The 12,984-nt window shown below is 64.2% G+C and carries 10 protein-coding genes; 5 read left to right on the plus strand and 5 right to left on the minus strand.

Going from position 1 to position 12,984, the window contains the following annotated elements; translation table 11 throughout:
• Positions 1-20: 20 nt before the first annotated feature.
• Positions 21-1,508 (minus strand): glycine betaine/L-proline transporter ProP, encoded by a 1,488-nt coding sequence (gene proP, locus ACFX4F_RS02290; protein WP_099818619.1) that lies wholly within the window; start codon positions 1,506-1,508, stop codon positions 21-23.
• A gap of 596 nt (positions 1,509-2,104) precedes the next feature.
• On the opposite strand from proP, the gene ACFX4F_RS02295 reads away from it, so the two are divergent.
• Positions 2,105-2,521 carry a host attachment protein gene (locus ACFX4F_RS02295; protein WP_089235798.1) on the plus strand — a complete coding sequence of 139 codons (417 nt, stop codon included), beginning with the start codon at positions 2,105-2,107 and terminating at the stop codon, positions 2,519-2,521.
• Between the two features lie 4 nt (positions 2,522-2,525).
• Positions 2,526-2,849 carry a thioredoxin family protein gene (locus ACFX4F_RS02300; RefSeq protein ID WP_380651797.1) on the plus strand — a complete coding sequence of 108 codons (324 nt, stop codon included), beginning with the start codon at positions 2,526-2,528 and terminating at the stop codon, positions 2,847-2,849.
• Positions 2,850-2,947: 98 nt separating this feature from the next.
• On the opposite strand, the gene ACFX4F_RS02305 is transcribed toward ACFX4F_RS02300, so the two are convergent.
• Entirely contained in the window at positions 2,948-3,199 is a 252-nt protein-coding gene (locus tag ACFX4F_RS02305) for a hypothetical protein (protein ID WP_380651800.1), read from the minus strand.
• A gap of 464 nt (positions 3,200-3,663) precedes the next feature.
• Between ACFX4F_RS02305 and ACFX4F_RS02310 the strand changes: the two genes are divergently transcribed.
• On the plus strand, positions 3,664-6,018 hold the full coding sequence (locus ACFX4F_RS02310; RefSeq protein ID WP_380651803.1) for a GH92 family glycosyl hydrolase: 2,355 nt from the start codon (positions 3,664-3,666) through the stop codon (positions 6,016-6,018).
• 125 nt (positions 6,019-6,143) lie between these two features.
• Here ACFX4F_RS02310 and ACFX4F_RS02315 read toward each other — a convergent pair whose 3' ends face one another.
• Positions 6,144-7,928, minus strand: a complete 1,785-nt coding sequence (locus ACFX4F_RS02315) for a hypothetical protein (RefSeq protein ID WP_380651806.1) — start codon at positions 7,926-7,928, stop codon at positions 6,144-6,146.
• 124 nt (positions 7,929-8,052) lie between these two features.
• Positions 8,053-8,796: an SDR family oxidoreductase gene (locus ACFX4F_RS02320; RefSeq protein WP_380651809.1), complete on the minus strand. Its 744-nt coding sequence runs from the start codon at positions 8,794-8,796 to the stop codon at positions 8,053-8,055.
• A 106-nt stretch (positions 8,797-8,902) separates the two neighbouring features.
• On the opposite strand from ACFX4F_RS02320, the gene ACFX4F_RS02325 reads away from it, so the two are divergent.
• A complete protein-coding gene (locus tag ACFX4F_RS02325) occupies positions 8,903-9,835 on the plus strand; it encodes a LysR family transcriptional regulator (RefSeq protein ID WP_380651812.1) in 933 nt (310 codons plus the stop codon).
• Here ACFX4F_RS02325 and ACFX4F_RS02330 read toward each other — a convergent pair.
• Complete coding sequence (locus ACFX4F_RS02330; RefSeq protein ID WP_380651815.1) at positions 9,827-10,666, minus strand: helix-turn-helix transcriptional regulator; 840 nt, start codon at positions 10,664-10,666, stop codon at positions 9,827-9,829. The two genes, ACFX4F_RS02325 and ACFX4F_RS02330, sit on opposite strands and share 9 nt — an antisense overlap.
• Positions 10,667-10,789: 123 nt before the next feature.
• Between ACFX4F_RS02330 and ACFX4F_RS02335 the strand changes: the two genes are divergently transcribed.
• Complete coding sequence (locus tag ACFX4F_RS02335; RefSeq protein ID WP_380651818.1) at positions 10,790-12,979, plus strand: TonB-dependent receptor; 2,190 nt, start codon at positions 10,790-10,792, stop codon at positions 12,977-12,979.
• Positions 12,980-12,984 lie beyond the last annotated feature (5 nt).

Consider the following 12,984-nt stretch of genomic DNA (forward strand, 5'->3'; position numbering starts at 1 on the left):
CCCGGCGCTGCCCCTGGCACTTAGGCCGGGGTCACCTGTTCCGGCTCGGCCAGGTCCGGCAACGGCGGCAGGGCGCGGTCCACCGTCACCGGCGCATCGCTCTTCAACAGCGCGGCCGCCTCCTTGTTGCAGCCCACGGCCGGCGGCGAACCGCGCAGCGGCAGGCCGGCGGTTTCCTTCACGAAGATCATCGTGATCAGGCCGATCACCGCGGCGCCCATCAGGTAGTAGGCCGGCACCAGCGGATCGCCGGTGCGCTCCACCAGCCAGGCGGTCACCAGTGGCGTGGTGCCACCGAACAGCGACACCGACACGTTGAACGCAATGGACAGCGCGCTGTAGCGCACCGGCGTATAGAACAGTGCCGGCAGCGTGGACGGCATCGAACTGGTGAAGCACACCAGCGCCAGGCCCAGCAGCATCAGCCCAAGGAAGATGAGCCAGTCGTTGCCGCTGCCCACCAGCAGCAGGCTCGGCACCGCCAGCACCAGCAGCGCGATGCAGGCGCCGATGATCATCGGGCGCCGGCCCAGCTTGTCGCTGAAAAGGCCACCGACGATGTTCAACGGCATCATCACCAGCATCACGATGATGATCAGCAGCAGGCCCTTGCTCTCGGCATAGCCCATGGTCACGCTCAGGTAGCTGGGCATGTAGGTCAGCAGCATGTAGTCGGTCACGTTGAACACCAGCACCAGGCCCATGCACACGATCAGCTGGCGACCGTGCACTCGCAGCAGCTCACCCAGGCCCGGACGTTCGTGGTCACGCTTCTCTGCTTCCTCTGCATAGGCACGGAACGCCGGCGTTTCCTCCAGCCGCATGCGCATGTACAGGCCCAGCAGGCCGAGTGGGCCGGCCACCAGGAACGGAATGCGCCAGCCCCAGTCCAGCATCTGTTCGCTGCTCAGCAGCATGTGCAGGGCGGTGACCGTACCGGCACCGGCGATGTAGCCGCCCAGCGTGCCGAACTCCAGCCAACTGCCCATCAGGCCGCGGTTGCGGTCGGTGGAGTACTCGGCGATGAACGTTGCCGCGCCGCCATACTCGCCACCGGTGGAGAAGCCCTGCACCACGCGCGCGAGCAGCAGCAGCACCGGTGCCCAGATGCCGATGCGTTCGTAAGAGGGAATCAGGCCGATGGCGAAGGTGCCCAGGGCCATCATGATCATGGTGAAGGCCAGTACCTTCTGGCGCCCGTAGCGGTCGCCCAAGGGCCCGAAGACCATGCCGCCCAGCGGGCGTACCAGGAAGGCCACGGTGAACGTGGCGAACGCAGCGATCACCTGCGCGGTGGGGTTGCTGGAGGGGAAGAACACCTGGCCAATGGTGACGGCAAGATAGCCATAGACACCGAAGTCGAACCATTCCATCGCATTGCCAAGTGCAGCGGCGCCCACGGCGCGCTTGAGCATGGGCTTGTCGACAACGGTAATCTCGTCGACCTTCAGATGGCGGCGGCGTTTGAACCAGCCGAAATGGGCATGGGCATCGGAGTTGTCCTGCATGGGGACTCCCTTGGAAGAATGGAAATGGAGTGGAATGGGCGGTACGGATGTCCCGAAAGTCGGAAACGGCGATGCTGGCGCAGCAGGCGCAGGGGCATCGAATGGAAGGCCCGGAACGGGGCGAAAGGTGTGTGCGATCAAACGCCGCGCACGCGACAAGCATTGCCCGCTGCCAGAACGCAGGACGACATGCAGGACGAACGGATGGGTCCGATTACGTGTCAGACCGCGTCAGTGCACGTGGGGTGGTGGCAGGCGCAGGGGGCAGGCGGGGCGGGGCCCGCAGGCGTCATCCGCCGGGATCCAGCGCGAGGCGATGGAAAGGCGAGGGGGATGCAATGATGGAAAGCGAAGCGCCGGTCGGCAGTGCTTCCCGCATGCCAGCAACAAGTGCTGACGCGCAGTGGGTCGTGTCGATCATGGGTTCATGATAACGGTTACAGTGTGAGCGTGCCGAGAATCGCGCTGGTACGAACGCAGCGTTCCATCTTGCCTGTTCATGCAGATGACCCACGCACATCGAATGAACATGTTGTGCTCACCTCGCTCACGCCGCGCCTTTTACGGTGGTTACGAACCAACGCAAGGAGTAACGCATGACCCGTCGCATTCCCGAAGGCACCCTGGTTATCGTCGCCGATGGTGGCTCGGCCCGCGTGTTCACCAACGTCGGCAGCGAGCAGAAGCTCACCTTGAAGCAGGAAGGCGAGCTGCGCCTGCAGGACATCAGCGAGCAGGGTGTGTCCGGACAGGGGCCGTCGGGCGCGGTGCCCAAGGATATGTCGATCTCGCAGCTGAACGAAGCGACCTTCGCCAAGCAGGTCGCCGAGCAGCTCAACGAAGACGCGCTCAACAACCGCTATGCGCATCTGGTGCTGATCGCCGATCCCACCACGCTCGGCCGCATCCGTCCGTTGCTGCATAAAGAGACGCAGGCGCGGTTGCTGGTCGATATCGCCAAGGATCTGACCAACGCGCCGCTGGAAGACATCCAGCGCACGCTGCAGGCGTAACCGCATGCCCTTCATGCGTGATCATGTAGCCGCCGAGCCGGCCCGCGCGGAGGTGGATGCGCAGACCGGTTGGCTGCTGCTGGAATTCGGCGCGCCGTGGTGCGGCCATTGCCAGGCCGCGCAACCGGCGCTGCAGGCCTTCGTGGATGCGCATGATCTGCCGCACTGGAAGATCGAAGATGGCAAGGGCAAACCGCTGGGCCGCTCGTACCAGGTGAAGCTGTGGCCGACGGTGGTCCTGTTGCGTGACGGCATGGAAGTGGCACGCGTGGTGCGGCCGGTGGATGCGGCAGATCTCGCCACACTGCAGAGCGCGCTGCCGGATTGACCGGCTCCTGTAGAGCCGAGCCCATGCTCGGCTTGCTCCATCACCAACCGTAGTGCTCGATCACACCAGAGTCGAGCATGGGCTCGGCTCTACACGCGTCAATGCAGCGTCACCCGCACATGCTGCTCGCGCAGTTCATGCAGCAACCGCCGACCATGCTGGCTCAGCGCCATCATCGCAACCGTGATCTTCTGCAGGTTGTAGCCCGGGCGCAGATGCGCCTGTGGGTCTTCCGGTTCGTTCTCGCCGATCATCATCATCGCCATGCCCTCGGCGGTGCTCAGGGCGTGCTCGATGCGGAAGAACAGGGATTCCATTTCCGGGGTCAGGATGGGCGGTTCATGCGACATGCGATGGCTCCTTGAGGGGATGTGGCCACCGCAAGGGTGGCGGGCGGTGCGGGGTTGGAACTTCGGCTGAGCTTTGGGAAAAGCCGGAGGGCCATGCGGCCGCCGCGCACCGCCCGCCGTAGTCACGGCAAGCAGCTCCCAAGGCTCATTTCGGGGTTCCACACCCGGCAGCGTGCGTTCGCGCTGCGCGGACATCCTGCACACGCAATGGCGGTCTGTTCCAATAGGGATTGCATCTCGAAGTATCCATTTATGGGCTGAGTTCTCTTCAGGAGTGCGCATTTCGACAACCGCTGGCGCGTTCGCATCGAAATGGGCCTGCCAGCCTTGGCAGCATCCATTCAATCCCAGCGCCGATCCATTCAATTGGTTGCAGAGGCACAGGTTGAAGGCGGCATCCGCACTGCAGCATGCGACACCGCCACCCCGGTGCTAGGATCTGACCACCACCTGAATCGATCCAAATGCCGATGCCCACGCTGGACCGTCGTCTCCTGATCGCTGTCGCCGCTACGGCGATGTTCGCCTCCGGCCTGGCTGCGGCTGCCCCGGCCAAGACCGCCGCCGACAAAGCCTATGCCTCGGTCGACCCGTTCATTGGTACTGGTGGTGAAGGCCACACTTACCCGGGTGCCACGGTGCCGTTCGGCATGGTCCAGCTCAGCCCCGACACGCGCATCCAGCCGCGAGAGAAGGCCTATGGCTGGGCGGCGGGCTATCGTTATGACGACAGCAGCATCGTCGGCTTCTCGCACACGCATTTTTCCGGCACCGGCCATTCAGACCTGGGCGACATCCTGCTGATGCCGTTCACCGGCAACCCGGGCCTGGAGCGCGGCGACCCCGAGAAGCCCAGGAGTGGTTACGCCTCGCGCTTCCGCCACGACGACGAGAAGGCCGAGCCGGGCTACTACGCGGTCACCCTGGACGACTACAAGGTGCGCGCCGAGCTGACCACCAGCGCCCGCGTGGGCGTGCATCGCTACGCATTCCCGAAGGGCACCGACGCCAAGGTGCTGCTGGACATGCGTACCAGCATGTATGACTACCCGGGCAAGATCCTGTGGTCGCGGGTACGCGTGCGTGGCGATGGCACCATCACCGGTTTCCGCGAGACCCGCGGTTGGGCCGCTGGCCGCCAGCTGTATTTTGCGATGCGTTTCTCGCGGCCGCTGGCCAGCCACGAACTGCACAACACCGAACAGGACATCGTCTACAAGGGCTTTGCGCCCCCGGGCGAGAAAGACCCGAAGCAGCGCGCGCAGATCGAGGGGCGGCAGCTGGTAGGTACCTTCGACTTCGGCAAGCTGGAGGCGCCGCTGGTGGTGAAGGTGGCGATCTCGCCGGTCAGCGAGGCGGGCGCCATCGCCAACCTGGATGCCGAAGTGGCCGACTTCGATTTCGACCGCGTGCGCGCGCAGGCAAAGCAGGAGTGGACGCAGGCGTTGTCGGTGCTGGATATCGACGCGCCGGAGCATGCACGTCGCAGCGCCTACACCGCGCTGTACCACACGCTGCTGGGGCCGACGCTGTTCATGGATGCCGACGGCCAGTACCGCGGCGCCGACAATGCCGTGCACCAGGCAAAGGGCTATACGAACTATTCGACGTTCTCGCTGTGGGATACCTACCGTGCCCTGCACCCGCTGCTGACCCTGGTGCAGCCGGAGAAGCGCAACAGCGATTTCGTCAATTCCATGCTGGCCCATCATGAGCACAGCCCTTACGGCATGTTGCCGGTGTGGTCGTTCCATGGCCTGGAAGACTGGTGCATGATCGGCTACCACGCGGTGCCGGTGATCGCCGATGCCTACGTGAAGGGTATCCGTGGTTTCGACGCGGACAAGGCGCTGAAGGCGATGGTGGAGACCGCCAACTACGGTCCTTACGATGGCATCGCGCAGTATCGTGAGCTGGGCTACGTGCCGATCGACGAAGAAGGCGAAGCCGCCAGCAAGACGCTGGAATACGCGTTCGACGACTGGACCATCGCGCGCATGGCGCAGGCGATGGGCAAGGCCGATGTGGCGGCAACCTTCGACAAGCGTGCCGGCAACTGGCGCAATGCCTTCGACAAGGACACCGGCTTCATGCGTGCGCGCAAGCGCGATGGCAACTTCCGCACCCCGTTCGACCCCAGCGCCAGCGGCTACGGCACCGACTACACCGAGGGCAATGCCTGGCAGTACTCGTGGTACGTGCCGCAGGACGTGGCTGGTCTGGCCGCCGCGCACGGTGGCAGCGACAAGCTGCTGGCGCGCCTGGATGAAGTGTTCAATGCCAAGGTCGATCCGGCCATCTTCGAACACATGGAAGACATCACCGGCCTGATCGGCTGGTATGCGCATGGCAACGAACCCAGCCACCACGTGGCTTACCTGTACTCGTATGCCGGCCAGCCGTGGCGCACGCAGGCACGCCTGAAGCAGATCATGGACACCCAGTACGCCGATCGCCCCGATGGCCTGGCTGGCAACGATGACGTGGGCCAGATGTCGGCGTGGTATGTGTTCACCGCGCTGGGTTTCTACCCGGTGGCGCCGGGCTCGGGCGAGTACATCCTCGGCCGGCCGTTCCTGCCGAAGACCGCAATGCGGTTGCCGAACGGAAAGACCTTCACCATCGTGGCCGAAGGCCTGGACGACAAGCACACCTATGTCGGCAGCGTGACCCTCAACGGCAAGCCGTTGCAGCGCACCTTCCTGCGCCACGATGAGATCCTGGCCGGTGGTGAGCTGCACTTCACCATGCAGGCCGAACCGAACAAGGACTGGCCGGGGCAGGGCGCGCAGCAGCCCTATTCGATGACGAGGCAGTAACGCTTGGGAAGCGCCGGCTAGCGAAGCGAGAACGGCGGGTGCCGCGGGCGTTAGGGTGTGGTGGGGAAACGTCGCCGGGCTGGGCCGGCGACGCTCCAGTGACGCGAAATCCTGTCCAGACGGTGCTATGCCGTCTCTGATTCTACTTCTGCCAGACCAGCCTCCACACGCTGCTGTTGCAACAGCCTGCCGCGTCGGCTGGATGGTTCGCTGCTGATGATTCCTGCGCATGCTTGGTCGAACTTTCTGGCCACCCACCCGTATTTCTCACTCAACAGGAACCTGCTTTCCTGGCAGAACATGATCCCGGCCGTGACCATCAACTGGAGGTCCTGGCCCTGTGCAGCCTGGAGTTCACGCTGCACTTGCTCGGTGCTCAGATTGTTCAACAGGTAGTGGTCACGACTTTCGAGAGGTCCACCTTGTACTGCCGTTCTACAGAGCTCGCGAAATGAGTGGTTGAACTGGGACCAGCGCTGATATTCGCCCACTGCTTCGTTGATTTCAGGGTCGCTGAGGGTGCCCTTGGGCCAGCGCATGGTAAATGGACGCGGTACCGGGCCATCCATGGAGGTGTTCCATTCCTTCTTGAAATGATTGATCCATGACTTTGCAATCTCTGACACGACATTGCTGAAGATCGGTTGCGCCCTGAACTGATTGACCAAGCCGTCGATATTTTCGGCATCAAGATGGTGGACGTGGGGTTTCAGGCTCTGCAGCCGGCTGAGGAACGCACTGTCGGGCTCGTCCACACACCACTGGTAGTCTCGAATGAGACGGGCCGAATCCTCAAGAGTGTTCAATCGCCGCATGTTTTCAGCGTAATGATCCAGCGCCTTCCGCAAGGGATCCATGTTGCGCGTTCGGCTGCTGATGTAAGACGCGATTCCTTCTTCAAGCTCGCTGGCGGCATGGATTTCCAGTGCGTCGAGAAGGGAGTTCCACATTGGGGCATTGGAATGCGGGACTTCATGGACATCTCCAACGATGGCCCGGCCATGTGCCAGCACATAAGCTGTAGAGGGCCCATGCGGCAACGCCCGTAGATCGATTGCACCCAGCAGAACCGCGGAGCCTACTATCCGCGTTCGTAGCTTCTGGTCCTTGGTCATCAGTTGGCCGAGCAGCGTCTCGGTGAGCCTGGTGAGTTTATGGATGACACGGATATTGATGATTCCGCAGTGCTCGATGGCCTGCCGAAGCGTCAGCAGGTCCGTCGCTGGTAGTGCTAGGGTCTGTGGCAGGACAAGTGGTTCGGCCCCACTTTTCCTACTACGCCGCGCCGCACTCTCCGCGTCCTTCTCCTCACTCGCCTTGGCCGCAGTCATGAATGCTTCGGAGGGGGTGATCGACAGCGCGATCTCCTCGTCGATGACCTTTTCCCGGAACTGCTGCCAGGCGTCTTCGTCGGCCAGGCGATCAGCGTTGAGAATGAGGACTATTCGGCAGTCCAGCGCTCGTGCGCAGTTGTCAACGAAACCGAGCAGCTCGTCTACATGCAGATCACTGTGCTTGCGTTCAATATCATCGAGAACAAGCAAGCGTCCCTCCAGCAATTTCGGCACTGCCAAGTGGGTCAACTCATCGAGGACTTCAAAGCCGGCGTGAACGCTCTTCAAGGCATCTTTCATCCAGCGCCAACTCGCAGCAACGCGTTCCCGCAGTTCCTGCGTGTCCTGTCCGGTAAGAACACTCTGCGCGATGCGAAGACCAAGCTCGCGAACGCTGGCGACGCCGAACAATGAAACAGAAACAGGCTGCTTTCCGCTGCTCTTCGAAAATTCCTTCTGCACGTCTTTCCAGAGGTGGGTCTTGCCGGTCCCCCACGGTCCAGACAGCGCTACTACCCGCACGCGCTCATCGCCGATCAGTTCTGTTAGGGCTGTTCTGCAATCCTGATAGGACACGAGTACCTTCCATTGGTTTGAGTCTCCCGAGTAATCGTATCTGGCAATGTCGTGGTACGGAACTGTCATTTATTTGGCGCAAAAGATCTGCGCCTGCGAATTGCAGTCACTCCGTCATCATGCATTACACCATCCCACCATTGGCGCGCAGCACCTGGCCATTGATCCAGCCACCATCGGCACCGGCCAGGAACGCTACCGCGCCGGCAATGTCTTCCGGCGTACCCAGCCGCTCCAACGGATTCATCTTCGCCAGCCGCTCGATCAGCTCCGGCGACTTCCCGTCCAGGAACAGATCGGTGGCGGTCGGCCCCGGTGCCACCGCGTTCACGGTGATGCCACGCCCACGCAGCTCCTTGCTGAGGATCGCCCCCATCGTCTCCGCCGCGGCCTTGCTGGCGGCATACACGCTGTAGTTTTCCAGCTTGATGCCCACCACGCTGGTGGACAGGGTGACGATGCGGCCACCGTCGCGCACGCGGCGTGCAGCCTCGCGCAGCACGTTGAATGCGCCCTTGAGGTTGATGCCGATCACGCGGTCGAACAGGGCATCATCGCTGTCGGCCAGTGCGGCCAACTGCAGCACGCCGGCACTGTTGACCACCACATCGATGCCACCGAAGCGCGCCTCGATCGCGTCGAACAGGGCATGCACGGCTTGCGGGTCGGCGACATCGGCCTGCAGGGCCACGGCCTGGCCGCCATGGGCGCTCAGTTCGGCAGCCAGGGCTTCGGCCTCGTCGCGGCGGCCGGCATAGTTGATCACCACGGCGTGGCCGTCGGCGGCCAGGCGGCGCGAGATCGCAGCGCCGATGCCACGGGAGCCGCCGGTGACCAGGGCGACAGAACGGTAAGCGGGGGAGGTCATGGCACATTCCAGGAAGGCACGCCGGCATGGCGCAGGGCCATCTTCGTCTCTCCGCCGTCGCGGATAATCAGGGATAATCCGGAAACATCATCCGGCCAGTCGAACAATGGACCGATTCACCGCCCTGCGTGCTTTCGTGCGGATTGTCGAGCGCCGCAGCTTCAGCCGGGCCGCCGAAGACCTGGGGCTGCCGCGGGCCACGGTGACCGACGCGATCAAGGCATTGGAGCAGCGCCTGGGCGTGCGCCTGCTGCACCGGACCACGCGCGTGGTGGTGCCGACGCTGGAAGGGGAAGCCTTCTATGGCCGCTGCCTGCGCCTGATCGCGGACATGGACGATGCCGAAGCCGCGTTCCGTGACGTGCCACCGCGTGGGCCACTGCGCATCGAAGTGCACGGAACGCTGGGGCGTCACCTGCTGTTCCCGCACCTGCCGGATTTCCTGCAGCGTTACCCGGACATCGAACTGGAGGTCAGCGAGGGCGACCGCTATGTCGACCTGCTGCGCGAGGGCGTGGATGCGGCCATCCGCGTGGGCACCCTGGCCGACAGCGATCTGGCCGCGCGGCGCCTGGCGTTGCTGCGCGAGGTCACGGTGGCGTCGCCTGCCTACGTGCAGGCGCACGGGCAGCCGGAGAGCATCGCGTCGCTGGCGGCGGGACATCAGATGGTCGGCTACCGTTCCAGCGCCACCGGCCAGCTGATTCCGCTGGAGTTCGAGCACGGCGGCCAGGTGCGCCATGTGCCGTTGCCGGCACGCGTGCGGGTGTCCGGTGCCGACGCCTTCCTCGGTGCCGCGCTGGCCGGGCTGGGCATCATCCAGGCACCGCGTTATCGGATGGACCCGTACATCGCGCGCGGGCGGTTGCTGGAGCTGTTGCCGGATATGCCACCCACGCCGAGCCCGGTCAGCCTGGTCTATCCGCGCAACCGCACGCCGTCGCCACGGTTGCGGGTATTCATCGATTGGGTGGCGGGTGTGTTCGAGACGGAGCGCGCGCACGGCGGCCCATCCACGCATGGCGTGGATCTACGGTAGCCACGCTGACGGGAGGGTGCCGACAACGCGGCGGAAGGCGGCGCTGAACTTGCTGGGATTGGCGTAGCCGCAGGCCATGGCCACCTCGGTCACGCTGAGGCCGCCCTGCAGTGCCTGCTGCGCCCACTGCATGCGGCGCTGGGTCAGGTAGGCATACGGCGGCATGCCAGTGGCGGCGCGCAGCGCGCGGCTGAAGGTGGTTGGTTCCATGCCGAGTACGCCGGCCAGTGCTGCGACATCCAGCGGCTGCGAACGGTGTTCATCGATGAAGTCCTGCAGCTGGCGCAGTTGCCGCGATGACAGCGATGCGGCCATCGGCGGCCGGGCGTGTGGTTGGCCGGCAAGCTGGGCCAATCGCCGCACCACTACCTCTGCACCGTACTGCAGGAAGCCGGGCACGCAGGCGTCAACCTGTGCGCTGGACCATAGCGCCTGCAGTACGGAGGCGATGACCGTGTCGCGATGCAGCCGCAGGGAAAGGGAGGGGATGTCCGGGAAGCCCCCAGGCGCATCACGCCACTGCGCGGTATCGATGGCCATTCCCAGCAGCTCCACGGCAGGGCTGGCGTAGTGTCCATGATCGCCCGGCAGTACCACGTTGAACTGGCCCGGATGCCACCGTGCCTGCAGGACCCCGCCAGTGGTGCGTTGGTACAGGTTGCCGCCACCGGCCAGCAGCAGGCCCAGGCGCAGCTGGTGCGGGTTCCCCATGGGGCCTTCGCTGGCCTGGAAGCCGTGGCGCAGCAGAACGACCGAGCCATCCTCGCTGGTCACGGTTCCGGCCATGGGCTGGGCGACTTCCCGGTGCAACTGGTCGGCGAGGGCGGGCATGGCGGGTCCAGGAATGGAGCAGCGCTGACTGCGATGGAGTGGCGGCGAACGCGAAATGTTACAGGATAACAGTTTGCGCCAGCCGGCCCGCCAGGCGCGTTTCCGTTCCTTATGAGGTTGCCCTTGAAAGCCCCCGTTTCCTCCGTTGCCCTCGTCGCAGCGTCGTTGCTTGTTCCTGTTCTTCCCGCCCACGCCCAGTCCGCCGATGCCACCACCCTCGATGGCGTGGTGGTCACCGGCTCCAAGCGCGACACGCCCTACCTGAAGAGTGACCTGTCGGTGACCGTGCTTGACCGGCAGGCGCTGAAAGAAGCCGGTGTCACCGAGTTCCGTGACCTGGACAAGCTGGCCCCCAACGTGAAGTTCAACGTGATGGGCCAGCTGAGCAACATGTTCATTTCCATCCGCGGCATCGAATCCAATCCTTTCCTGGTCAACCGTGCGTCGGTGTACATCGATGGCATTCCGTTCCGCGAGCTGAGCAACGCGGTACTCAACCAGGTGGAATCGGTCGAGGTGCTGCGGGGGCCGCAGGGCACCCTGTACGGCGCCAACAGCGAATCCGGGCTGGTGCTGGTGCGCACGCGCGGGCCGGCCGATACCCGCGAGGGTGAGGTGAACGTGCGTGGCACCTGGTTCGGCAACGGCAACGGTACGGCCTTGGATGGCTTCCTGGCTGGCCCACTGAGCAAGGACGGCACGCTGTCGGGCTCGGTGGCGTTCATGGGCTCCGATGAGGATGCCCACCTGAAGAACCTGACCCCGTACGGCGCGCGCGGCGAAGTGAAAGAGGGCTACCTGCAGGGCAAGCTGCGCTGGCGCCCCAGCGATTACGTGACCGTCAACGCCTTGGCCTATCACCTGCGAACACGCGCACCGGGCATGTTCGAGTACGAGTACCTGCCGCTGGATACCGGCCTGTACAACCGCACCTATGGCGATCGCCTCAACGGTGGCCGCCATGCGGGTGATTTCACCTACATCAACGATGCGCCCAAGCGCACCGAAAAGGACGAGACCGTTGCCGGCCTCAGCGCGCAGTGGCAACTGCAGGCCGGCACCCTGGATGTTGCCGCCTCGTACCGCAGCGAGGAAACCACCTCGGCTGGCTATGATTTCGACATGACGGCCAGCTCCGCGTTGGCCGGCTACATCTACGACAGGAAGGATGCATGGAATGCCGAGGCGCGCTTCAGCTCGCCCAGCGACCAGGCGCTGACCTGGATGGCCGGTGTATCGACCTACCGCATCGACAAGGATTCGATCCAGGGCACCTTCGTCGGCCCGGCGCTGCGCGGCCTGGACAGTTACAACCTGGCACCGCGGCAGACCTCCAAGGGTGAGGACTACAGTGTGTTCGCCACCGCCAGCTACACGCTGCCGGCGTTGCCGAAGCTGACCGCCAGCCTCGGCATCCGCCACGAGCAGGCACGTCGCTCCACCGAGCAGCGGGCTGGATTCCTCGACCTCGGCGCCGGAGGGCTGGTGCGCTACCGCGACGCCGCCCTGGCACATACGTTCTCGGCGACGTTGCCGCGCGTCTCGCTGCGCTACGACGCCAGCGACAATCTGTCGTTCTATGCGGCCTCGGCCAAGGGCTACATCCCCGGTGGCTTCAACCTGGCCGCCGCGCAGAGCGATGTGATCAACGACAAGGTGCTGCGCTACGAATCCGAACGCATGTGGAGCCATGAAGTGGGTTTCAAGATGAACCTGGCGGGCGGCCGCGGCCATATCGGCGGCGCCCTGTTCCATATCAGCTCGGACAACTGGCAGGAAATCCAGGTGGCCACCGATGCCAATGGCCGGCCGATCTCCTCCGACTACGTGGGCTCGGATGCCTCGATACGGTCGCGTGGTGCAGAGCTGGAAGGGGTGTTTGAAGTTGCGCCAGGGTTCACGGTGATGGCCAATGTCGGCTATGTCGATGCGACGTACACCAAGCTGTGGGTGAGCCCGCAGGAGAACCTGCACGGCAAGCGGGTCAAGCTGACGCCGCACTACACCGGCTACCTGGCCGCGCGGTATCAGTTCGAGTCCGGCATCTATGCCCGGGTGGAATCGCAGTTCACCGGTTCCAGCGCGCTGGACGAGCGCAACCGCGCGTTCCAGCCGGCCGTGGCGGTGCTGGGCGTGCAGCTGGGTTACGAGCGGGGCCCGTGGAGCACCCGCGTGTTCGTGCAGAACCTGACCGACAAGCGGCGCATCAACGGCCTGATCTTCGACAACCTGGCCTTCGGCCGCGATGGCAACTACTACGGTCCAGTGGACAGCCCGCGCATTGTCGGTGCCGAGGTCGGCTACCGGTTCTGAAGGAG

The sequence above is a fragment of the Stenotrophomonas sp. YIM B13575 genome, from assembly GCF_042787595.1.
Classification (GTDB): Bacteria; Pseudomonadota; Gammaproteobacteria; order Xanthomonadales; family Xanthomonadaceae; genus Stenotrophomonas; species Stenotrophomonas lactitubi_B.